Below are 23,812 nucleotides of genomic sequence, written 5' to 3' on the forward strand. Positions count from 1 at the left end.
AAATAATTTCAATAGTATTTTTATTATTAGTGAATTAGGGGAAAGCTTATGCGTAAGCAACAGCCGCGTAAATTGCAAAGCGTGCCGCATACTGTAACTGGTCGCACAGTACAGTATAGGGGTGCATTGCATAATCAGCGAGTAGAAAAAGTTGCGTCGAGGAATCATTTCGCTTCTATTTTTGCGATTATTATTGCGGTTGCTTTAATAGCAGTGTCTATGTGTGCTGCAGTACATGTTATGCGCTCGCAATTCTTTAGCCATTCTAATAGAACTGCTATTAAGAGTCCTAAAGAGTTAGCAATAGAAGCAGAAAAGCGCGAGGCTTTAATTAAAGCTCATAAAAAGCTGGCTCGTAGGGGAGTTGATTCCAATAGCGCAGAAGTTAGAAGCGTGCTTTCAAAAATGTCTCTTGAAGATAAAGTTGCGCAAATGTTTGTTGTAAAACCTGAGGAATTAGTTGGCATAAACTGGACTGTAACTTCTTCTGGAGCACAAATGCAGCAGACTTTTAACTCCTTGCCTGTTGGCGGAATAATGTATACGAGAGAAAATATTCAAAGTCCTGAACAGACTAAAAGTATGATTTCTAAATTGCAAGAAATGAGTAATGCTCGTGTATCATTGCCTGCAATTGTCAGCGTTGATGAAGAGGGTGGAACTGTTGCAAGAGTTAGTTCTAATCCTCAAATGGGAGTGAATACTTCTCCTAATATGAGAGATATTGGCGTTACTAAGAAAATGCGTAAAGCTTATAAAGCTGGAGCATATATTGGTAAATATCTCCATGATTTTGGCTTTAATGTTGATTTTGCCCCTGTTGCAGATGTGCTAACTAATCCAGATAATAATCTTATGAAAAAGCGCTCATTTGGTTCTAGCCCAAAGCTTGTGGCTAGTATGACTGACGCGTTTACGGATGGTTTGCAAGAAAATCATGTTTTTGCTACGTATAAGCATTTTCCTGGTCATGGCTCAACTTTTGAAGATTCTCACAAAGGTACTACAGTTTCGAATCAAACTCCATTTTCTTTAAGAAAAGTAGATTTAGTTCCATTCAAAGATGCTGTAGATACTGGCGTTAAGTTTATTATGGTTAGTCATGTGTCGTATCCGAAGATTACGGGAGATGATACTCCAGCTAGTATGTCGGAAATGATTGTTACAGGTTTAGCTCGTAAAAAGCTTGGCTATAACGGTATTCTGATTTCTGATTCTTTAGGAATGGGAGCAATATCTTTACGTTATGCTCCTTCAAGCGCTGCAATTACTGGGATTAAAGCAGGTCTTGATATGTTACTTTCTCCTGCAAATTTGCGTCAGGCTTACTATTCTGTTGTTAATGCTGTTCGTAGAGGAGAAATCCCTGAGTCTAGAATTGATGATTCTGTAAAACGAATTATTGCTGTAAAATTGCAGATTGCTAAATATCAAAAACTTTCTAAATAGCAAACGAATTACTGATAATTACCGATAATTACTAAGAATAACTAAGAATTCTAATAATATTTTCCGTTTGTGCGCGTGTTGTGTTTGCATTTGTACTTTCATGGTGTTAGCATCATTTCAACACAAACGAATATCGAATATTTCGGTTGAGGTTTGTGCGTTAACCACAGCTAGTTAATGAGTTTAGGAGGCAGTCATCATGCGTAACATGAACATGAATGCTGAATCTATGAATACTCTTAACGCTGCTCGTATGTGGTGGTGGCAGTCTTCTCTTTGGCGTGAGTTTACTCTGAAGTTTTAGAAGCTGCATATAAAAGCTTGTAGAAGACCTCCGGGGTAAGCCCGGGGGTCTTTTTGTATACAAGCTTAAATTTAAAAAATAACCAAGTCACAAATCACAAACCACAACAAAATATTCGATAGCTTTATATGAATAATATAAAGCCCAAATAAGGAGAGAAATCATGGCTCAAGAAATTAACGAAACCGTTAAGGAAGCTTATAACAATGGTGCAAACGCAACTACAGATGCTGCAGCTGTAATGATGCAAAATGTAAAAGTTAAGAATCACGCATTAGATATTACTTCGTTAGTTTTAGTTGCAGTACTTTTTGCAGCAGGATGTATTCTTGACTTTACTGTTGCAAAATCTCTTTCTATTGGAAATATTCAGCCTGAGTTTGTTATTGCTTCGTTCTGCTTGTCAATTTTGCTCGTTAGGCCGAAGATTTACCAGGGAGCTATTATTGGTGCTCTTGCAGCAACATTAATTCAATTTAATACTTCAATTCCATTCCTTGAGTATGCTTGCGATATTCCAGCTGCAATCATTATGACTGCAATATTAATTGGTTATATTCGCGTGTTCCCAAAGGATGCAGCTCGTAAAGTAAGCGTATTCCCATTCATCTCTACTTTTATTACGACTGTAATTTCTGGTTGCATTTTTGCTCTTATTGCTGCTTTCTTCATTCTTCACTCTCCAAATATGGTAATGGTGATGCTTCCAATTATTTTGGGTACAGCAGTATTTAATGCGATTGTTGTTGAAGTACTTTACACTCCGTTGAAGATTGTATTGCATAAGTAAATCAATTTTTATACAAATTATTTTGCATAAAATGTGTTTTTATTGCACTTAGTATGCATGAATGATTGCAGTGTATAGAAAAATAAAGGTATAAAAGTAAGTTGATGCCAGTCGTATTGCGATTGGCATCAACTTGCATGTTGGTAAATAGTTTGAGTTTGATTGGTGTGTTACAGTTATGGATGGTACGCATCAGCAAAACGAACTTATTGCTGGCAGAAAATTAGTTGAACAAGCCCAACAACGAAACATAAAGAGCCTTATGAAAAAACCTAATGATTCCCACTTAGAAGAGCCGCTACTTGAATTGAAGAATGTGTCTTTTCAATACGGTACAAATCGTAGTGAAAATACTTCAAGCGTTGAAGATAATACGTATGCGCTTAATCGAGTAAATCTTAAAATTTACCCTGGTGAATTTGTTGGAATTATTGGACCTTCTGGCTCTGGTAAAACAACTCTTGCTTCGCTTTTTTCTGGTGCTATTCCTCACCATTATTCGGGAAACTTTTGTGGAACTGTAAGTATTGCTGGTCATGACACTACAACTCTTGAACTAACTAATATTGCTTGCTTAATAGGTTCAGTTATTCAAGATATTGATGCTCAAATGGTTGCTGCGAACGTGGAAGATGAGCTGCTTTTTGGATTGGAAAATTTTGGTGTTCCTCACGATGAAATCCCTAATCGTATAGTTAGCTCTTTAGAAACTGTTGGCATTAGCGATTTGCGCAATCGAGATCTAGATACACTGTCTGGCGGTCAGAAGCAGAAAGTTGCTATTGCTGCAATTTTGGCGCTGAAACCTAAAGTTTTAGTGCTGGATGAACCAACATGTGCGTTGGATCCTGTATCTTCCCGCATGATTTTTTCTATTCTTCAAAATCTTAATAAAAAATTTGGTATTACTATTGTTGTTATTGAGCAAAAAGTTGCTTTATTAAGCGAATATTGTAAACGTCTTATAGTGCTTTCTAAAGGTGAGCTCGTTCTTGATGCTCCTGTTTCTTTAGCTCTTAAAGACATTGATTTACTTCGTAAAGTTGGTATTAACTATCCTCGTACTACTCACTTAATTAAGCAGTTGCAAGATGAGCAAATTTGTAATCCTTCTGAACTTACTGTTGGCGTGGAAGAAACTGTAAATACTATTGTTAAAACATTACGTACGGATTATTCTAAACTTTCTAATTCAAATAACTCGAATAATGCAGAATCTTCTTTAGAGTCCAGTAAAGAAACTTTTATAAAAGCTAATAATTTAGATAATTCTAACAAGCCATGCCTTTCAATAAATAATGTGAGTTTTGCTTATGCGAATGGCGTTAAAGCTCTAAAAGATGTTTCATTTAATGCAAATAGCGGTGAATTAATTGCTTTAATTGGAAGAAACGGTGCTGGAAAAACAACAATTACAAAGATTATTAATGGCTTATTAAGACCTACAGAAGGTAGTGTGGAAATAGATGGTATCGATACTAAGTCGCTTCGCATTAGTCAAATAGCAAAATATGTATCTACCTTATTCCAAAATCCTGATCGTCAACTTTGTAAAAGAACTGTTCTTGAAGAAGTAGCTTTTAGCTGTGAATTAATCGGTGAAGATTCTAGCCAAGCTCAAGAGCATGCAATGCAGATTATTGAAAAGCTTAATCTTAACCCGAAAGATATTCCATTTATGCTTTCTAGAGGTCAGCGTCAAATGGTTGCTTTGGCTGCAACTGTTGTAACGCGTCCTAAAATTCTTGTTCTTGATGAGCCTACATGCGGACTTGACTACAATGAGTGCATGAAAATTATGCAAGTAGTTGAAGATTTGAGAGATCACGGTTGCTGCGTGATTATGGTTTGTCACGATATGGAAGTTGTTCTTGACTATGCAACACGATTGATAGTTATTAATGACGGAAAGCTTATTATTGACGGATTGGCAAAAGATGTGTTTGAAAAACCAGAAGTTTGCGATGCCGCTGCATTGTATCCGCCATTATTGTGTTCTGTTTCTCAAGGCTTAGTTGCGAATGGTTTTGAAAATTGTAGGGGATTGTACATTAGATCTCTATTAGTGCAAGCGTTGAGTGGTAAAAATAGTACGCAAAATGAGCAGAAACAAAGGTAAAGGTAGGTTGGCATGCAAACAAAACTTTTAACTTATCAACATGGCAATACCATATTTCATAAAGCTAATCCTATTGCAAAGCTTATTCTTGCTGCCAGTGTTGTAATAAGCGTTTTTATTGCAAAACAGTACACTGTGCTTATTGCTCTTGCTGTACTTATTCTTATTGCAATGGCTTGTGCTCATGTTGTAAAAGCTTTATTAAACCTTATTAAAGCAATGATAATAATTGCTTGTGTTATGTTTGTTATGCAAACAGTTATTGCTCAAAAAGGTCATTATATTTTCCTGTGGTTTACTCAAAACGGTATGGATATTGGTGCAAAAGCAGCTTTGCGACTCTTCTGTTTTGCTCTTCCGCTAGTAAGCGTGCTAATGGTTACTAAATTAAACGATCTTGCAAACGCAGTAGTTCAATATTTGCATGTGCCATACTGCTACGCTTTTACTATTACTACTGCAGTCCGTTTTGTGCCTATTTTTTCTTACGAAATGACACAAATTACAGAAGCGCAAATGGCGCGTGGTGTTGAGTACGATACTAAAAATCCTTTTAAGAAATTACAGTTGATGATGCCACTTATTGTGCCACTTCTAGTAACTTCAGTTCGTAAGGCGGACAGTTGTGCGCTCGCTGCTGAAGAACGTGGTTTTTATTTACGCACCCGCAAATCTTCTTACTATAGTTATCCTTTTGGGTGGAGAGGATTTGTTTTTATAGTTATTTCCGCACTTATTATTGCTTTGCCAATAGTTACTTCAATCTTTTTGCCTAATCTTGTATGAAGCATTTATGTAATTAGCAAATAGTTTAAGAGGCTAATAATGAAAAGTGTAAAAGTTTGGATTAAAGGTGCAAGAATTTACACTCTGCCAATAGGCTTAGTTCCTGTTGTTATGGCATTCGCGATTTCTCTTAGAATGATGCGTTTTTCGCATTTTGAGAAACCAATTATTAGTTTTGTGCAATGTTTTATACAATTTTTTCTATGCTGTGCGGTTGCAGTATTTATGCAGATTGCTGTTAATTATGCGAACGATTATTGTGACGGCTTGAATGGCTTAGACGAGAATCGTAAGTTTCGCCCTGTGAGTAAAAGTAAAAATTCTAAGCCATTATGTGATGTATCGTGGCGTCTTGCGGATGCTGGTATTAAGTCAGAATCTGTGCTTAAAGCGGTAATAGTTTCTGCTTTGATTTCTTGCATTGCGGGCTTGCTTATTGTTTTTAGCACGGGAATATTGTGGTTTATTCCACTTGGAATTGCCTGCATTGCTGCAGCATGGTTTTATGCAGGAGGAAAGCATCCTTATGGTTATAAAGGTTTTGGAGAAGTAAGCGCTTTTGTGTTTTTTGGCCCTGTTCCTTTTATTGGATCTTTATGTGCAATAACGCATGGCATAGGTGTTCAAGCCAACAATATTTTTATTAATAGTCCATTAATGATTTTGGCTTGTGTTTTAATGTCATTTATTCCTGGAGCTTATTCTGCATGCTTAATGATGGTGAACAATCTTCGAGATATTGCAAGTGATAAAGAGCATGGAAAAATAACTGCGATGATAAGGCTTGGAGAGCAAAGCGGTAGACGTTTATGTGCTGCAGCGAGTATTGTTGCGGCTCTTTTGTTGTTAGCGTATTCGGTTTCAATTATTGTTTTTCCTTTTGAAGTTCCTTCAATATGGAGCTTTTATAGTTCTGAGGTTTTCTTCAGTTTTAGTGAGTTTATACGCAATATTTCATGGCACCTATTTTTTGCTATTTTTCAGTGGTTTATATTGGTAGCTCTTGTAATAAAAGCGTATAAATTTGCCAAATGTATACTTAAAGGTGACTATAAGAATTCTTTTGCGCTTTGCGTTGCGCAAGCCATTTTTGCAGCTGCAGTAGTACTGTTGTCTGCGATTATATAAATAAGCAAAATAGCGCGAATTTGTGCATTCTTTCGCGAGTCTCGTGAATCTTATGGTATCATTGATTGACACAAACATTGGGTGCGTGCGGTTTTAGTGACATGCAAATTGCGTTATGATGCGTGATTCTACTGGTGTTTGTGAACGTGCTGTTGCGTAGTCGCCATGTTAAAGATGCATGGCGGTGTTGCCCTGTTTATGCGGCAATGAAATGAGGTTGTGAATATGCCAGTTACGAAAAGGAATGAAGGGACAGAGCAAACAATGCCTGAAATACTTACTGATGATGAGCTTCGTAAGGCTGCTGATGCAGAAGCTGTGAAGAACGAGTCTGAAGATAAGAAATCTAACAATATTCGCACTGTTGTTGTTGCAGAAGATGAATCTGTTAATCGCATGGATTTAGTAGCTATGCTTGAAGATAACGGTTATCAGGTTGTAGGTCAGGCAGCTAATGGTCAGGAAGCTATTGAGTTGACTCGCGAGCATCATCCGGATGTTGTGTGCATGGACGTTAAGATGCCTGTTATGGATGGTATTACTGCTGCAGCAACTATTTGTGATGAAAACATTGCGCCAGTTGTTATGCTCACTGCTTTTTCGCAGGCAGATTTAGTAAAACAAGCAACAGGCGCCGGTGCAATGGCATACGTAACTAAGCCGTATGAAGAATCTAAGCTTCTTCCAGCTTTGGAAGTTGCTATGGGTCGTTTTAGCGAGATCAACGATTTATTAGATAGCGTTGAGCGCACAGAAAATAGATTGCACGATACGGAAGATCAGCTAAAAAAGGCGGAAGAAAAGCTTAAGAAAGCTGAAGATACATTAGAAGAACGCAAGCTGGTAGATCGAGCTAAGGGTCTTCTTATGGATAAGGCCGGATTCTCAGAGCAGGGTGCATTCCGTTGGATTCAAAAAACTTCTATGGATCAGCGTATTCCTAAGAAGCGTCTTGCTTTGGCTATTATTTCAAAGTATAGCGATGATAAAATAGACTCAGATTCTGAGGATTAATAGTATTAATCTTAAAAATCTTAAATTTATTAAATCATAACGCTTGTTGTGCTGAATACTATTAGCATAATTTGTAATAATTACGGAACGTGGGTGAGTAGTCAACAGTGGATACCAGCATCGTCGAAGAACATTCTTCTGATTTTAAGAATGAGAAAGGAACGTTGTTGGTCGTTGATGGCCATTCTCTTGCGTTCCGTGCTTTTTTTGCAGTTTCTGCGGATAATTTTTCTACTCGCTATGGTCAGGCAACCAATTCTGTTTGGGGCTTTATCACTATGCTTTCGCAAGTGGTAAGAAAAGAAAATCCTGACCGTTTAGCTATTGCTTTTGACGTTAAAGGTGGCACTTTTAGAAATAAGATGCTTCCTCAGTATAAGGGTACGCGTGAAGCTGCTCCTCAAGAGCTTCTTTCTCAGTTGCCTCTTATTCAGCAGATGCTCCGTTTTCTAGATATTACTTATATTGAAAAACCCGGTTATGAAGGTGATGACGTTATTGGAACACTTGCAACAATGGGCGCTGATTCAGGGTATAGAACTTTAGTTCTTTCTGGAGATCGAGACGCCTTCCAGCTTATTGACGACAATATTACAGTTCTTTATCCGGGGCAGCATTTCAAAGATTTGAAACAAATGGATTCTGCTGCCGTTTTAGAAAAATATAATGTTACTCCTAAGCAATATCCTGATTTAGCTGCTTTAAGAGGCGAAACTGCAGATAATATTCCTGGTGTTCCTGGTGTTGGAGATGGCTATGCCGCCAAATGGATTAACCAGTTCGGCAGCTTGGAAGATATTATTTCTCATGCAGGTGAGATTACAGGTAAAAAGGGTGAAGCTTTACGAGAAAATATTGATCAGGTTCGTTTGAACCGTCGAGTTAATGCTTTGGTTCGTGACTTAGATCTTGGTATTAGTGTTGATAATTTGCGTTTTGGTGAAGATATTAATGCTAAGAAATTGGGAGAGTTGTTATCTCAACTTGAGTTTGGTGAATTAAAAAAGCGTAAGATTCTTAAAGCTTTTAGCCGCACAAATCAGCAATTGCTTGATAACAATATGCGAATTATGCTTTCTTCAACATATGAAGGAAATGTCGAAATAGAGCATTTAAACAGCGGCGAGCAATCAACTTCTGATTCTGAAGATCTTCAAGATGTACTAGAAAATACTAAAGTAAGTCATATTAAATCTTTAGAAGATTTACGCGAGTGGGAAACTAGCGTATCTACCTTCCTAGAAGAAGACAATACGAAAGATTCTTCGCGAGATGATTCTTCTTTAGATGCAGAAAAACTTATTGATAATGAGCAAAAATGTGCAGATTTAATATTAAATAATCGCGAATTAGTCGTATATGCTCATGAAAGTAGCACCCAGTCAAAGCATCGTTTTGGTTTAAAAGCAGACTGTTTATTGCTGCTTGTTAAGGGTAGTGCAGCGCTAATTTATGCTTCAGACTTGCATGTAGAGACAAATTCCTTACTCGAAGCTTTAAGAGAATTTTTGCAAAAATATGCTTCTTCAATAGTTTTGCACGATTATAAAAAGCATTTAGGATTGTTGTCATCTTTGAAATTAGTCGATTGCGAAGATCCTAGTATTACGCCTCTTCTTGACACAAGATTGGCTTCATATTTGCTTGAGCCTGATTTTCGCGCTGAAACGCTTGAAAATATGGCAGAACATTATTTAGATATTTCAAGCGATGATGAAGATTTGGATAATCAGGAAGCTAAGCAGGGTGAGCTTGATCTTTTACTTGATGATTCGTCAGCTTTAGATGAAGCTAAAACAAGCGAAGAAGAAACGCAAAAATTTGAAGGTAAAATTTTAAGAACTGCTGTTCTTACGCGTCTTTTAGCTATTCAATTTGCGCCAAAATTGGATTCTAGAAAACAAACAGGTTTGATGTCGAACTTGGAAATGCCTATTTCAAGAGTTTTGCGAGGATTAGAAGATGTTGGTGCTGCTGTAGATATGCAGCGTTTAAGTAGCATGTTCCAGCAATTTTCTTCCGATGCTGAATTTGCTCAGAATATGGCTTGGCAGGCTGCGGGAAATCGTGTGAATTTGCAAAGTCCTAAGCAATTGCAGCAAATACTGTTTGATCATTTTGCTCTTAAACCAACTAGGCGCACAAAAAACGGTTCTTACACTACTAATGCTGAAGCTTTGCAAGCAATGTATGCGAAACTTGATCCTGAAGAACCTGCAAGCCAATTTTTGGGGGCTCTGCTTAGTCATCGTGAGAAAAATAAGTTAAAGCAAATAGTGCAAAGCTTAATTGATGCTGCTCATTATGACGATAAACGTATTCATACAAGATTTGAGCAGACTATTGCTGCAACAGGAAGATTAAGTTCTGCAGATCCGAATTTGCAAAATATTCCTAATCGTAATGCTGCTGGTCGTGAAATCCGTGCAGCGTTTGTTCCAGGTGAAGATTTTGAATATTTAATGAGCTGTGATTATTCTCAAGTTGAGTTGCGTATTATGGCTCATGCTTCTCATGATGAAACTCTTATTAAAGCGTTCTGCTCTGGTGCGGATTTTCATAAATATGTAGCAAGCCTGGTTTATCAAATACCTGTAGATCAAGTTAGTGGTGATCAGCGTTCTCACGTAAAAGCTATGAGCTACGGTTTGGCGTACGGATTGAGCACTTATGGTTTGGCAAAACAACTTTCTATTACGCCGTCTGCTGCCGAAGTATTGAAAAATAAGTATTTTGATACTTTTGGAAAAGTTCATGATTACTTGGAGTCTTTGGTTTTAAAAGCTAAAGAACTTGGGTATACAGAAACAATGTTTGGTAGGCGTAGGTATTTCCCACAGTTGTCATCAAATAATCGTGCAGCTCGCGAAGCTGCCGAGCGTGGGGCTTTAAATGCTCCAATTCAAGGAACTGCAGCCGATATTATGAAGCTTGCAATGATACGTGTTGATAAAGGTTTGCGAAATTCTAAATTGGCAAGTCGCGTAATTTTACAAATTCACGATGAATTAATTTTGGAAATTGCGCACGGAGAAAAAGATAGCGTAGAAAATATTGTGCGAGAAGCTATGGAACATGCAGTTAATTTAGATGTTCCGCTTAACGTATCAACTGGCGTTGGTGTTGATTGGCAATTAGCAGCTCATTAAATTTTGCATACATTTGAATAAATTTGTATAAATTTTCATCTTTTTTCAAATAAAAGCAACATAGCGTGAAAAGTGCGCAAATATATGAGATACTTATATTATGCATATAAGACCAGGTTCCATGTATCCGCTTGGTGCCAATTATGATGGCGCCGGCGTTAATTTTGCGCTGTTTTCCGAAGTCGCAAAGCGCGTTGAATTATGCTTGTTTGACGAGAATGATAATGAAACACGTATTGATATGACCGAACAGAACTCATACGTTTGGCATAACTATGTATCAGGTATTCAGCCTGGCCAACGTTATGGGTATCGTGTTCATGGTCCTTACGATCCTTCGCACGGATTGTGGTGCAATCCGCATAAGCTTCTTTTAGACCCATATGCAAAAGCAATTGAAGGCAATATTGACGGTGATGAGAGCCTGTTTTCTTACTGGTTTGATAATCCGGATGATATTTCTGCAATGAATACTTTGGATTCTGCATCTCACACAATGAAAGCTGCTGTTATTAACCCATATTTTGATTGGGGTAATGATCAGCATCCTATGATTCCATACCATGATTCTGTTATTTATGAAGCTCATGTTCGTGGTATGACTAATCTTGATAGCCGTGTTCCTGCAGATATTCGCGGAACTTATGCAGGTCTTGCGCATCCAAGCGTTATTTCTTATTTGAAGAAGCTTGGTGTTACGGCGATTGAGCTTATGCCAATTCATCAGTTTGTAAATGATTCATTCTTACAAAATAAGGGATTGAGCAACTATTGGGGTTACAATACCATTGGTTTCTTCGCTCCGCAAAATTCTTACTCAAGTTCTGGTCAGCGCGGTGAGCAGGTTAATGAGTTTAAGTCAATGGTTAAGGCTTATCATGCTGCTGGCATGGAAGTTATTCTTGACGTAGTTTATAACCACACTGCTGAAGGAAACGATAGAGGCCCAACTTTAAGCTTCCGTGGAATTGATAATCGTGCATACTATCGTCTTGTAGACAACGATCAGCGTCATTATTTTGATACTACTGGTACTGGTAATTCTTTGCTTATGCGATCGCCGAAAGCATTGCGCTTGATTACGGACAGCTTGCGTTATTGGGTGACTGAAATGCACGTTGATGGCTTCCGCTTCGACTTAGCTGCAACGCTTGCTCGCCAGTTCCAAGAAGTAGATAAACTTTCTGCATTCTTTGACATTATTGAGCAAGACCCTATTATCTCTAGCGTAAAGCTTATTGCAGAGCCTTGGGATATTGGTGTTGGTGGCTACCAGGTTGGTGGATTCCCTCCAAGCTGGTCCGAATGGAATGGTCGCTACCGTGATTGTGTGCGAGATTTTTGGCGCTCGCAGCCTTCTACTTTGCCTGAGTTTGCAAGTAGGCTTATGGGAAGTTCTGATTTGTATGAGCAAAATGGACGTAAGCCTGTTGCTTCTGTGAACTTCATTACAGCTCATGACGGCTTTACTATGAACGATTTAGTAAGCTATAACGAAAAGCATAATGAGGCGAATAAAGAAGGGAATAACGACGGCGCAAACGACAATCGTTCTTGGAATTGCGGTGTAGAAGGTCCTACTAGTATTCACGATGTTAATGAGCTGCGCGAGAGACAAATACGTAACCTGTTCTCAACATTGCTTATGAGTCAGGGTATTCCTATGATTTGCGCAGGCGACGAAGTGATGCGTACACAGCACGGCAATAATAATGCTTACTGTCAAGATAACGCTATTTCTTGGATGAGCTGGGATTATAACGAAACTCAACGTGATATGTTTGATTTCGTTTCCAAGCTTATTCATTTGCGTCTTCATCACCCTGTTTTGCATCGTCGTCGCTTCTTTACTGGGCGTTCAAGCGATGATGACGTTTGCGATATTCCACAGGTTGAATGGCTTGATCATAACGGAACTGTTATGGACATGGAAGATTGGTCAAATACTCACGCGCTTTCCGTGATGATTTATTTGAATGGATCCGACATTCCAGAAACAGACTGGTATGGAACAAGAATGGTCGATAACGACTTTATTCTTATATTTAATGCTCATTATGAACCTATTACTTTTACATTGCCAGACAAGCGTTATGGTGAAAAGTGGAAGCTTATTGTAGACACTTACAATCCAAAAGGCCCTGAGCTTTTATATGAGGCAGGATTTAATATTGTGGCTCAATCTCGCAGCTTCTTGCTACTTATGAGCGAGCATAAGCCAGAACATTAAATAAGATTCGAATAAAAATAATTTAATCGCAAATAATTTTATAATTTCATAAGATTGAAGCAGCGTAGGGAATTTAGTTTCCTGCGCTGCTATTTGCTATAATAGCCTGATTAATTTTTGATTGAAGACGGTCAGTTTGCATAGCTGCAACCTGCCTTGAAAAAACAATAATCCATCCTAGAAATAGCAGGCAAGATAATGCTTCAACATTAGTAAGAGTATTGTGACCGTGCATCCACTGATTTCCAGCCCAAGCTGTAAGAACAACAGCTAAATCAGAAGCTACATAAAATGTGCGAGAAAGGCGAGGAGCTAACCAAGGCAAGCATACAAGCATTGTGCAAATTAATCCAGTTACGCCTCTAGCGCACAAGTCATGAAGAAAAGGATGAGGTGTATAACGGAAAGTTCCTATGCCAATAAAAGCAATACCGCCTAAAATAAGCAAAGTAGCCATAATGGTTGTGCGAGTTCTAAAATGACGCGTGCGATCTTCATTATTGTGCTGCAATATTTCGCGTTGGGTTGCAACAAATTCTGTAATAGCAAAGTAGCTTGTTATGATAATACAAATTCCAGATAGTACAAGCGTTGCGTTAAACATGCTGGCTGCAAAAGTGGTTCTGTCGCCAAGCTGAGAAAAATTATTGTTATACCAGTAAGGGTCATCCGTGGTAAGACCTGCAGTTGCAGCGCCCGAAATAACGAATAGCGGAAGCAGGGAAGCTACAGTTTTAGCTTCAAGAAGCTCAGCTTGAATAAGTGTTGCGTAACCAACAATTCCAGATAATGCTGAACATAATACCGGCAAGTAATTGTTCATTGCAGATTTGCCAATAATACTGTTTATGATGGAAAGCAAAGCAAAAGACATAAGAAACATTGTTGCGCCATAAATTGTAGAAAGCGCTGTAATTTCAAAAGTATGTTTTACTATGCGAATCAGATGGTGTCCGGTAAATTTTTTATTAGTACGCAAATAGCCAATAATAAAAGCGCCAATGCTGCACAAAGCCACAATTCCTGAGGCTGTAAGGAAAAGTCTTTGGCTAATTTGCCAAAATGCTGGCATAACCAACATGTACATAGACATAGTAACCATTGCGAATGATGCGCATACAAGAAACGCTATTAATCCCATTGCTTCAGTTCGCTGGAAACGTCCCATACTTTAGCCCCTTTATCTTGTTAACTAATTACATTGTACAGTTTGCACTAAAGTCAAGCACGCATAAAATTTTATACACGCCACGTGTGTCGAAAATTTGCATTTGTCGACAAAGTGCGCTATTGTATTTGATTGTGCTTGGAGCTGGTTAACAGTTCAAAAGCCTCGGGGTGTAGCGCAGTTTGGTAGCGCGCCTGCTTTGGGAGCAGGATGTCGCAGGTTCGAATCCTGTCACCCCGACTTTTTTATATCTAGTGAAATATTTTATTCAGCTTGCAACAATTATCTGTGCACGTATCCGTACATATTAATAGATAGTATTCATATTATGAGTGATATTAACGATACTGTGGATTGTGCTACTTGTTGGGAAGCACCGTATTCTAATCATCAATTAAAAGCTTGTGTTGAGGTTCCTGGTAGTAAGTCCCTGTCAAATCGTTATTTAATATTGGCAGCAATAGGTACAAAACCTGTAGTTTTACAAGGATTGTTGCGCTCTAGAGACACTGAGCTCATGATTAACGCGTTATCTACATTCGGAGTTAAATGTGAATCTCTAAATGAAGAGGGCACGAAACTGCGCGTAATTCCTCCAGAAGACGGAATTTTTAGAGTTGAAGATAATGCTGAAGTATATTGCGGACTAGCTGGAACTGTAATGCGTTTTGTGTCTGCTCTAGCATTGTTTGCGAATAAACCTGTGCGCTTTGATGGAGATAAGCAAGCCTATGCTCGCCCTATGAAGCCAGTTCTTGACGCTTTAGAACAGCTTGGTGCTCACGTGGAGTATCACGGCGAAACTGGTTTTTTGCCGTACACGATTACTCCTCCTAAATCATTAGAACTTAAAACTCGCAATGTGGAAAATATTGTTTGCATTGATTCCTCTGCATCGTCACAATTCATTTCAGCATTATTGCTAATTGGTTCTCGCATACCTAACGGTTTGTATATTGAACATATTGGTAAAAATTTGCCGAGCATGCCGCATATTTTAATGACAATAGATGATGTGAAAAAGGCTGGTGGCACAGTCCAAATGATAGAGCCTATTAGTTGGGCTGTTTTGGAATCAAAATTAGTTTTACCAAATACTGTAGTTATTGAACCAGATTTGTCTAATGCTGCGCCATTTTTAGGGGCTGCTTTAATCTCAGGGGGCATAGTTAGAGTTCCAAACTGGCCTAAGCGCACGACTCAACCTGGCGGATTGTTGCCGGCCATACTTGAACGTATGGGTGCTGTTGTTAATTTTGAAGAGAACGATACAAACACTGGGTCTGGAGTTCTTTGTGTAAAAGGAAATGGCCGTATTCATGCAATTCCTTCTTTAGATTTAAGTAAAGCGGGGGAGATTGCTCCAAGCATTGCAGCTATTCTTGCTTTTGCGGATGGAGTAAGTCAGTTGCACGGTATTGCTCATTTACGTGGCCATGAAACTAATCGTTTAGAAGCTTTAGTTAAAGAATTAAATAGAGTCGGTATTGGTGCTAAAGAGCTTGAAGATGGCATCAGTATTGAGCCAAGTGATTATGTGCATGGGGAAGTTATGGAAACTTATGCAGATCATCGTATGGCAACGTTTGCTGCAATGCTTGGACTGCGCATAGAAAATGTAAGGGTCAAAAATATTGCCACAACTAGAAAAACAATCCCAGATTTCCCAGGAATGTGGAATAGTATGATTTCCCAATAATTTTTCAATAATTATAAAAATTCCCGAACAGATAATCTGCTCGGGAATTCTTATTTATGGCTGCATATTTTAGCAGCACAAATAAAATATTTAGTTCTTAAACTTGTTGCCGTAGGTATCTTCACCAGCTTCAGCAATAGCTGCAGCCTTGCGTGCAATAGCCAACTCTTCGTTCGTTGGAATTACAGCAATAATCACAGAGCTGTCTGGAGTGGAAATAACGCGTGGCTCCTTAGAGCGAACCAAGTTCTTTTCCTTGTCGAGCTTAACGCCGAATGGCTCAAGCTTTTCGCATACGCGAGCACGCACGATTTCGTCGTTTTCACCAACGCCTGCTGTGAATGTAATGACGTCAACGCCACCCATTTGAGCGGTGTAGTTACCAATGTAGCCAACAATACGGTGTACGTATACGCCGAGAGCAAGCTTAGCGTTTTCGTCGCCTTCTGCAATGAGCTTGTGAATATCGCGCAAATCGCCGTGGCCAGTCATACCCATCATGCCGGAACGCTTGTTGAAGAGAGTGTCAAGTTCGTCCACGTTCATGTGAGCGTTACGAATAAGGTGGAAGACTACTGCTGGATCAATATCGCCAGTGCGTCCGCCCATCATTAAGCCTTCGAGTGGGGTTAAGCCCATGGAAGTTTCAACTGGCTTGCCAGAAATCTGGGCAGAAGCAGAAGCGCCGTTACCAATGTGCAAAACAATCTGCTTCAAACCTTCTGCAGGCTTACCAACAACGCTTGGGACAACAGAACCAATGTATTCGTGAGAAGTGCCGTGAGCGCCGTAGCGACGAATATGATAGCGGTCTGCAATTTCCTTATTCAAAGCATAAGTTGCTGCAACCTGTGGCAAAGCATGGAAGAAGGAAGAATCGAATACCATAATCTGCGGAACGTCTGGCAAAAGTTCAGTCATGACTTCAGCGCCAACAGCCTCTGGGCCGTTGTGAAGTGGAGCCAAAACTGCCAAATCCTTAACCTTGTTGATTGTCTTCTCATTGACTAATGCAGGCTTAGGGAAGGTCAAGCCACCCTGAACAACGCGGTGTCCAACTGCCACAATGCCGGATTCCGAAAGCTTTGGACCATATTCTTCGAAGAAACCAAGTACGCGCTTTAAGCCCTGCTCGTGGTCGTGAACTGGCTCGTCGAACTCATGCTTTTCGCCATTGAATACGTGCTTGTAGTGGCCGTCAACTGGCTCGCCAATCTTCTCAACGATGCCGGAAGCGATACCTTCACCGCTTTCCAAGTCAACGAGCTGATACTTAATCGAACTGGAACCAGAATTGATAACAAGAACGGTTTTTGCCATTGGGGCATCCTCCATAAAGTATTGATAAGGCTTGTAAATTGCCACGCTCTAGTTTACCGTTAAGTTCCTACAATACGGAGAGTTATTTTGTGCCATAACAATCTAAAATATGTGAAGAACATTTAACAGTTTATTTTTTGTTGATTTTATAGCTTTCTGCACAAAATCTTATTCTCACTGAGCTTCAATAGCTGTTAAAGCAACAGTATTAATAATATCTTGTACTAAAGCTCCTCTAGATAAGTCGTTTACAGGCTTATTTAGACCTTGTAAAATAGGGCCAACTGCAAGTGCTCCACTTGAGCGTTGTACTGCTTTATACGCAATATTTCCTGCGCATAAATCAGGGAACACAAATACATTCACGTGACCTGCAATAGGATTATCTTTTGCTTTTGCTGCAGCAACTGTAGGAGACCAAGCTGCATCAAACTGAATAGAACCAACTACGGCTAAATCTGGAGCTTTTTCTTTTACTATTCGCGTCGCTTCTTCTACAATGTCAACATCTGGGCCTTTACCAGATCCTAACGTTGAATAAGAAAGCATTCCAACTTTAGGATCTAGTCCGAATGCTGCAGCAGTATTCGCAGACTGAATCGCAATATCTGCTAGCTGTTCTGCATTCGGGTTTGTGTTAATAGCGCAATCTGCAAAGACTGCTACGTGATCTTTAAAACACATAAGAAATGCGCCAGAAACCAGCTTAGAGCCGGCTTTTGTTTTTATTACTTGTAATGCTGGTCGCACAGTATTTGCAGTGGAATTAACAGATCCAGACACAAGACCATCTGCTTGTCCAAGCACAACTAGCATAGTGCCAAAATAGCTTGCGTCGTTAAGTTGTTCTCTTGCTTGTGATTCAGTCATTCCTTTCTTTGCTCTTAATTCGCAAAGTTTTGTAATCATATGGCTAAGCATTGCTTCATCGCTCATAGATTGGAAACTTGCTTTGCAAACTGAATTAAGATTTAACTCTTCAGCACGCTTCAATATTGATTCGCGCTCTCCAACAATAATAAGATTCACAATATCTCGTTCAAGCAAGTAATCTGCCGCTTTTAATATGCGATCTTCTTCTCCTTCTGGAAGAACAATTGTTTTCTTCTGTTCTTTTGCTTTTCCTAAAAGACTGTATTGAAAAGCGTATGGGGTAGTTGGTACATTGAATGGCTGGTGCAGCGCATTAAGAATATCTTTTTCTCTAATGCAGTTTACGAATATTTCTAACGAACTATTTTTGTTTTCTTCGTTTATTTGAGGCAGCACCCATAATGGTGTTTGGCTTACTCGAGTTTCTTTTTCGCTAGAATTTGCACAATTTCTAGCTGTGTAATCTTTCATTACTTCAGCGCCAAGTTCCTCAGAACAGTCAGTAACAAAAACGCCCAAAATTTGCGTGCAAGCCTTCATAATACAAGCGTTGGCAGTATTAATAGTTTGTAAGATTTGCTCTGAGCTTCGTCCCTTTGCGCAAACAGTTAGAAAAACAGGCGAAGCTAAGTCTGCTGCAACAGTTGCGTCAAAAGCAAATAAATCTGGATCATATACAGGGCTTGCGTCGCTTGAAACAATAACAGAAGCTTGGGCGGATGTTGATTGTAGTACTTCATTGTATCTTGCAACAATATCTCCGCGCACTGTGTCTTTATTTGTTCTGACTATTTCTGGAGTGGATGCAATAACTTGCTCTAATTTTGCTGAAGTATTTGCAATACCCAAAAGTTGTTTAGTGAAAGCGTCATTGGTTTGAGCGCATGGGCGAAAAATAGTAGTGCTGTAGTTGTTAGACAGAATATGTGTTATTCCGAGTGCAACAGCGTTTCTGCCGTACATATCTTCGTTGCCAATAATTGTTACATTAATATGTGACACGATGCGTTCTCCTTTGATACTATTCGTGTTGTGCTGTTAGGTTTCATATTGTAAAAATTAAATTACTTAAGTTTTGCAATATAGCCAAGCTTGTTCTATTGTACGGCTTTTTGTTTTTATACACGCACATAGTAGTAATTCTGCAATATAAATTTTGATTCGTTTTTTTTTATTTAGTTTACATGCAAATTTATTTTTATATACAAAACGGGAGTCAACCTTTCGATTGACTCCCGAATTGTTTTTAGCTAACCAGTTTTAGCTTTATGAGCTTAAAACTACTCGTTATCGCCAGCGGTTGCAGCGGTAGCGGTGACAGCGCCTGGCTTGTCGGTCTTAACGCCTGGCCATACCCAATCGGTGTAATCTGGGTGATCAAGACCCTTGTCGACTGCATACTGGAAGGCTTCGAGGCGGAAGTCCTCGAGCTTCTTGATTTCGTCGGCATACTTGGCGGCGTCAACCATACGCAAAGCTTCAGCGGTAAGCTCGTAACGATCCATGTCGTTCACGCGAACCATGTCGTATGGCGTGGTGGTGGAGCCCTGCTCCTTGTAGCCATGGACGTTGAAGTTGTCGTGGTTTGGACGATCGTAAATCAAGCCGCGAACGTCATGTGCATAGGAGTGATAAGCGAAGAGGACTGGCTTGTCAGCGGTGAAGAGATCGGTGAACTCTTCGTCAGTCAAAGCTTCGTTGTTTTCCTTAGCGGACTGCAACTTGAGCAAGTCAACAACGTTAACAACCTTGAACTTAACGCCAAGCTTGTTCAACTTGTCGGCAGCGGCCATCAATTCCTGCTGTGGAACATCGCCAACACCAGCGAGAACAACCTGAACTTCGTCGTTGTTCTTAGCGTTGGAAGCCCACTTCCACTCTGCAGCGCCCTTTTCGAGCTCTTCGCGAGCTTCGTCGAGGGTCAACCAAGTGGCGGCTGGCTGCTTACCAGCGAAGATGGCGTTAATCATGTTGGTGGACTTGTAAGCCTTTTCAGCAACAGCGAGCAACATGTTGGAATCTACTGGGAAGTAGATGCCGATTACATGATCGTTGTTGAAGGTCTTGTTCAAGAGCACGGAGGTTACGCCTGGATCCTGGTGCGAGAAGCCGTTGTGATCCTGACGCCATACGTGAGAAGATACCAACAAGTTCACGGAGGAGATTGGCTTACGCCATGGAATCTCGCGAACGGTAGCCTCAAGCCACTTTGCGTGCTGGTTCAACATGGAGTCGATAACGTGTACGAAGGACTCGTAAGAGCTCCAGATGCCGTGACGACCGGTGAGCAAGTAACCCTCGAGGAAGCCTTCCATCTGGTGCTCGGAAAGCTGCTCGGTGACCTGGCCGGTAACAGCCATGTGCTCATCGACTAAGCCAGAAAGGTAGCCAGCATCCCACTGCTTGTTGGTTACTTCGTAAGCAGCCTGCAAACGGTTGGAAGCGGTCTCATCTGGGCCGAAGATACGGAAGGAATCTGGGTTGTTCTTGATGATGTCACGAGTGTAAACACCAAGGCGACGGGTAGCTTCGAGCTGACCCCAGCCGTGACCGAATTCCTTAACTTCCTTGACTTCGTAATCATCGAGCTTTGGAAGCTTCAAATCTTCACGAATACGACCACCGTTGGCGTTTGGATTTTCGCCAATACGGAGTTCGCCCTTTGGCATGAAGGAAAGAACGTCTTCCTTCACAGCGCCCTTTTCATCGAAGAGCTCTTCAGGCTTGTAGGACTTCATCCAGTTCTTCAAAACCTCGAAGTGAGCTTCGGTATCGCGAGCGGAAGCCAGTGGAACCTGGTGTGCACGCCAAGAGCCTTCGGTCTTCTTGCCGTCGATGAACTTCGGGCAAGTCCAACCCTTTGGAGTGCGGAAGATAATCATTGGGTAGTAAGGGCGAGTTACGTCGTTAGTCTGAGCCTCAGCCTTAATATCGCAAATCTCGTCGAAGATGGTTTCGAACATATCGGCGAAGCGACGGTGGATGGACATGTGATCCTCATCGTCGAAGCCAGCAACGAACTCGTATGGCTCGTAGCCCATGCCGTGGAAGAACTCATGAAGCTCTTCGTCGGAAATGCGGGAAAGAATAGTTGGGTTAGCAATCTTATAACCGTTCAAGTGCAAGATTGGAAGCACGATACCGTCGGTACGTGGGTTCACAAGCTTGTTGGACTGCCAACCGGTGGCCAAAGGACCAGTTTCAGCTTCGCCATCGCCGACGATTGCTGGAACGAACAAGCTTGGGTTGTTCATAACAGCGCCGTAAGCGTGGGAGAGTGCATAACCAAGCTCGCCACCTTCGTGGATGGAGCCTGGGGTTTCAGGAGCGAAGTGAGAAGGAATACCGCCTGGGTAAGAGAACTGGCGGAAGAACTTCTGCAAACCAGCTTCGTCCTTTGTAATCTTTGGATAGTACTCAGTGTAAGTACCGTCGAGGTAGGACTGAGCAGTACCAGCTGGGCCGCCGTGGCCTGGACCCATGATAATCACGGTATTCTGCTGGTGGTCAGCAATGAAACGGTTGATGTGGCCAATAAGGAAGTTAAGACCTGGAGTGGTGCCCCAGTGGCCCACCAGACGATGCTTAACATCTTCGCGAGTGAACGGCTCCTTCATTAGAGGGTTGCTACGAAGATAAATTTGGCCGATTGCAAGGTAGTTGGCAACACGCCAGTACTTGTCTACGCCTTCGATAGCTGCCTCGGAAACTGGAGCGTTGAGCTTCTTCCAAGGTGTGCCAATAACAGGACTCGTCATGTGTACTCCTGTACTCAAGCACTTTTCAGTGCAATTTGATCATTACCATTTGGTTATAGAGTCTGGAAAACAAATGTATTACAGCTCTTTTTCCATCCGTTTCAGTATAGTGCCAGCGTCTGACTTTTGTTCGTTTGGTTACTTCTTCGTGCATTTATGTTGAAAAAATGTGTGATTATGTGCGCAAAAAATTAGCCATTTGTATAGATTATGTTATATTTGATGTTCGTTTTTTGCTTTGTTATTCAGCGTTTCGCACAAAAATTTATCAAAGCTATTTATTGATTTAGAATTATTAATGTAACTTTTATATCTAATTTCGGCGTTTTGTAATTACGCAACGTCTCAAAGCTTCACTATTATGAATTGAATCGTATTAGAACTTATATATAAGGAGAATCATGGCAAAAGGACCAGTGCTTGTCGTTGATTTTGGCGCTCAATACGCTCAGCTTATTGCTCGTCGAGTGCGAGAGGCTAATGTGTATTCAGAGCTTGTTCCGCACTCTATGCCAGTTGACGAAATGTTAGCTAAAGATCCTCAAGCTATTATTCTTTCGGGTGGTCCTGCTTCTGTTTATGAACCGGGTGCTCCAGATATTGATCCAAAGATTTTTGAAGCGGGCGTTCCAGTTCTTGGCATTTGCTATGGCTTCCAAGTAATGGCTCATGAACTTGGTGGAGATGTAGATAAAGCTGCTCTTGGTGAGTATGGTAAAACTTCCGCAACTATTGATGATTCTGAAGGCCTGCTTGCAGATTCTCCTGTTGAGCAAAATACTTGGATGAGCCACGGTGTTGCTGTTAAGCGCGCTCCAGAAGGTTTTAAGGTGTTGGCGCACACAGATGGTGCTCCTGTTGCTGCAATGCAAGATGAAAGTCGCAAACTTTATGGAGTTCAGTGGCATCCAGAAGTAAAGCACACTCCATTGGGTCAGGAACTTATTTCTACATTCTTACATAAGTGTGCAGGGTTAGATAACAATTGGAATCCTTCTAACATTATTGAGGATCAGGTTGCTAAGATTCGCGCCGAAGTTGGGGATGCGCAAGTTATTTGTGGTCTTTCTGGTGGAGTTGATTCAGCGGTTGCTGCAGCTTTGGTGCATAAAGCAATTGGTGATCAGCTTACTTGCGTTTTTGTTGACCACGGTTTGCTTCGTAAAGGCGAAGTTGAGCAGGTTAAACATGATTTCGTTAAAGCTACAGGCATTAAGCTTATTGCGGTAGATGCAGAAGACGATTTTTTGGATGCACTTAAAGGCATAAGTGAACCAGAGCGCAAGCGCAAGATTATTGGCGAAAAGTTCATTCGTACTTTTGAAAAAGCTCAGCGTCAGGTTATTGAAGAAGCTGGTAAAACTGGAGCTGAAGTTAAGTTCCTTGTGCAGGGAACTCTTTACCCAGATGTTGTAGAATCTGGCGGCGGAGACGGTGCTGCAAACATTAAGTCGCATCACAACGTTGGTGGTTTGCCAAAAGATTTGAAGTTTAAGCTTATTGAGCCTTTGCGCACGCTGTTTAAGGATGAAGTTCGCGCTATTGGTACTGAGCTTGGGCTTCCGGATGAAATCGTGTGGCGTCAGCCTTTCCCTGGTCCAGGCTTAGGTATTCGCATTGTTGGTGAGATTACACGCGAGCGTTTGGCTGTTCTTCGCGAAGCAGATGCAATTGCTAGGGAAGAGCTTTCTAAAGCTGGTCTTGACCGCGACATTTGGCAATGCCCAGTTGTATTGCTTGCTGACGTTCATTCTGTTGGTGTTCAGGGCGATGAGCGCACATATGGTTCTCCAATTGTTTTGCGCCCTGTGAGCTCTGAGGATGCTATGACAGCTGATTGGTCTCGCGTTCCTTACGATGTGTTGGCAAAGATTTCTACTCGAATCACAAACGAGTGCCGTCAAATCAATCGTGTTGTGCTCGACGTAACTTCTAAGCCGCCTGCCACTATTGAGTGGGAGTGACAGTTTTTGATGAGAATTATCGACTGAAATATAAACATATGCTTATACAGTAAAACATATG

At 40.7% G+C, this 23,812-nt stretch carries 14 protein-coding genes and 1 tRNA gene; 11 read left to right on the forward strand and 4 right to left on the reverse strand.

The genetic code is table 11. From position 1 onward, the window contains the following. Positions 1-48: 48 nt before the first annotated feature. The 8 genes from ACLD5M_RS04825 to glgX all read left to right on the forward strand — a co-directional run bounded on the left by ACLD5M_RS04825 (position 49) and on the right by glgX (position 12,969). Positions 49-1,449, forward strand: a complete 1,401-nt coding sequence (locus ACLD5M_RS04825; protein WP_004134829.1) for a glycoside hydrolase family 3 protein — start codon at positions 49-51, stop codon at positions 1,447-1,449. Positions 1,450-1,916: 467 nt separating this feature from the next. Continuing rightward, positions 1,917-2,543 (forward strand): hypothetical protein, encoded by a 627-nt coding sequence (locus ACLD5M_RS04830; protein ID WP_004134831.1) that lies wholly within the window; start codon positions 1,917-1,919, stop codon positions 2,541-2,543. Positions 2,544-2,805: 262 nt separating this feature from the next. Continuing rightward, positions 2,806-4,662, forward strand: a complete 1,857-nt coding sequence (locus ACLD5M_RS04835) for an ABC transporter ATP-binding protein (RefSeq protein WP_410313319.1) — start codon at positions 2,806-2,808, stop codon at positions 4,660-4,662. A 12-nt stretch (positions 4,663-4,674) separates the two neighbouring features. Beyond that, positions 4,675-5,448: an energy-coupling factor transporter transmembrane component T family protein gene (locus tag ACLD5M_RS04840; protein ID WP_246904934.1), complete on the forward strand. Its 774-nt coding sequence runs from the start codon at positions 4,675-4,677 to the stop codon at positions 5,446-5,448. Positions 5,449-5,487: 39 nt separating this feature from the next. Beyond that, on the forward strand, positions 5,488-6,576 hold the full coding sequence (gene menA, locus ACLD5M_RS04845) for a 1,4-dihydroxy-2-naphthoate octaprenyltransferase (RefSeq protein ID WP_410314705.1): 1,089 nt from the start codon (positions 5,488-5,490) through the stop codon (positions 6,574-6,576). 225 nt (positions 6,577-6,801) lie between these two features. Continuing rightward, positions 6,802-7,590: an ANTAR domain-containing response regulator gene (locus tag ACLD5M_RS04850; RefSeq protein ID WP_410296020.1), complete on the forward strand. Its 789-nt coding sequence runs from the start codon at positions 6,802-6,804 to the stop codon at positions 7,588-7,590. A gap of 107 nt (positions 7,591-7,697) precedes the next feature. Further along, a complete protein-coding gene (polA, locus tag ACLD5M_RS04855; RefSeq protein WP_410313321.1) occupies positions 7,698-10,739 on the forward strand; it encodes a DNA polymerase I in 3,042 nt (1,013 codons plus the stop codon). A 100-nt stretch (positions 10,740-10,839) separates the two neighbouring features. After that, positions 10,840-12,969, forward strand: a complete 2,130-nt coding sequence (gene glgX / locus ACLD5M_RS04860) for a glycogen debranching protein GlgX (RefSeq protein WP_102694822.1) — start codon at positions 10,840-10,842, stop codon at positions 12,967-12,969. A gap of 73 nt (positions 12,970-13,042) precedes the next feature. On the opposite strand, the gene ACLD5M_RS04865 is transcribed toward glgX, so the two are convergent. Beyond that, positions 13,043-14,137: an ABC transporter permease gene (locus ACLD5M_RS04865; protein ID WP_246904958.1), complete on the reverse strand. Its 1,095-nt coding sequence runs from the start codon at positions 14,135-14,137 to the stop codon at positions 13,043-13,045. A 166-nt stretch (positions 14,138-14,303) separates the two neighbouring features. On the opposite strand from ACLD5M_RS04865, the gene ACLD5M_RS04870 reads away from it, so the two are divergent. Both ACLD5M_RS04870 and aroA read left to right on the forward strand, forming a co-directional pair. Further along, positions 14,304-14,377 (forward strand) — tRNA-Pro (locus ACLD5M_RS04870). 88 nt (positions 14,378-14,465) lie between these two features. Next, positions 14,466-15,836 carry a 3-phosphoshikimate 1-carboxyvinyltransferase gene (gene aroA, locus ACLD5M_RS04875; RefSeq protein ID WP_410313322.1) on the forward strand — a complete coding sequence of 457 codons (1,371 nt, stop codon included), beginning with the start codon at positions 14,466-14,468 and terminating at the stop codon, positions 15,834-15,836. Between the two features lie 90 nt (positions 15,837-15,926). Here aroA and ACLD5M_RS04880 read toward each other — a convergent pair whose 3' ends face one another. From ACLD5M_RS04880 to ACLD5M_RS04890, 3 genes are all read right to left on the reverse strand, one after another. Further along, the gene (locus ACLD5M_RS04880) at positions 15,927-17,156 is read right to left on the reverse strand and encodes an acetate/propionate family kinase (protein ID WP_246904962.1); all 1,230 of its coding nucleotides are present in this window, start codon (positions 17,154-17,156) and stop codon (positions 15,927-15,929) included. 174 nt (positions 17,157-17,330) lie between these two features. Next, the gene (gene pta / locus ACLD5M_RS04885) at positions 17,331-19,031 is read right to left on the reverse strand and encodes a phosphate acetyltransferase (RefSeq protein WP_410313323.1); all 1,701 of its coding nucleotides are present in this window, start codon (positions 19,029-19,031) and stop codon (positions 17,331-17,333) included. Between the two features lie 278 nt (positions 19,032-19,309). Next, positions 19,310-21,787 (reverse strand): phosphoketolase, encoded by a 2,478-nt coding sequence (locus tag ACLD5M_RS04890; RefSeq protein WP_004128025.1) that lies wholly within the window; start codon positions 21,785-21,787, stop codon positions 19,310-19,312. A 401-nt stretch (positions 21,788-22,188) separates the two neighbouring features. Here ACLD5M_RS04890 and guaA point away from each other — a divergent pair, with 401 nt between their 5' ends. Further along, positions 22,189-23,751: a glutamine-hydrolyzing GMP synthase gene (gene guaA / locus ACLD5M_RS04895; protein WP_410313324.1), complete on the forward strand. Its 1,563-nt coding sequence runs from the start codon at positions 22,189-22,191 to the stop codon at positions 23,749-23,751. Positions 23,752-23,812 lie beyond the last annotated feature (61 nt).

The organism is Gardnerella sp. Marseille-Q9185 (genome assembly GCF_046508745.1).
GTDB classification, from domain to species: domain Bacteria; phylum Actinomycetota; class Actinomycetes; order Actinomycetales; family Bifidobacteriaceae; genus Bifidobacterium; species Bifidobacterium greenwoodii.

Bases quoted from the DNA above. Each gene is read 5' to 3' on its own strand.
- ACLD5M_RS04825 (WP_004134829.1), top strand. From the start codon at position 49: ATGCGTAAGCAACAGCCGCGTAAATTGCAAAGCGTGCCGCATACTGTA.
- ACLD5M_RS04830 (WP_004134831.1), top strand. From the start codon at position 1,917: ATGGCTCAAGAAATTAACGAAACCGTTAAGGAAGCTTATAACAATGGT.
- ACLD5M_RS04835 (WP_410313319.1), top strand. From the start codon at position 2,806: ATGAAAAAACCTAATGATTCCCACTTAGAAGAGCCGCTACTTGAATTG.
- ACLD5M_RS04840 (WP_246904934.1), top strand. From the start codon at position 4,675: ATGCAAACAAAACTTTTAACTTATCAACATGGCAATACCATATTTCAT.
- menA (WP_410314705.1), top strand. From the start codon at position 5,488: ATGAAAAGTGTAAAAGTTTGGATTAAAGGTGCAAGAATTTACACTCTG.
- ACLD5M_RS04850 (WP_410296020.1), top strand. From the start codon at position 6,802: ATGCCAGTTACGAAAAGGAATGAAGGGACAGAGCAAACAATGCCTGAA.
- glgX (WP_102694822.1), top strand. From the start codon at position 10,840: ATGCATATAAGACCAGGTTCCATGTATCCGCTTGGTGCCAATTATGAT.
- ACLD5M_RS04865 (WP_246904958.1), bottom strand. From the start codon at position 14,137: ATGGGACGTTTCCAGCGAACTGAAGCAATGGGATTAATAGCGTTTCTT.
- aroA (WP_410313322.1), top strand. From the start codon at position 14,466: ATGAGTGATATTAACGATACTGTGGATTGTGCTACTTGTTGGGAAGCA.
- ACLD5M_RS04880 (WP_246904962.1), bottom strand. From the start codon at position 17,156: ATGGCAAAAACCGTTCTTGTTATCAATTCTGGTTCCAGTTCGATTAAG.
- ACLD5M_RS04890 (WP_004128025.1), bottom strand. From the start codon at position 21,787: ATGACGAGTCCTGTTATTGGCACACCTTGGAAGAAGCTCAACGCTCCA.
- guaA (WP_410313324.1), top strand. From the start codon at position 22,189: ATGGCAAAAGGACCAGTGCTTGTCGTTGATTTTGGCGCTCAATACGCT.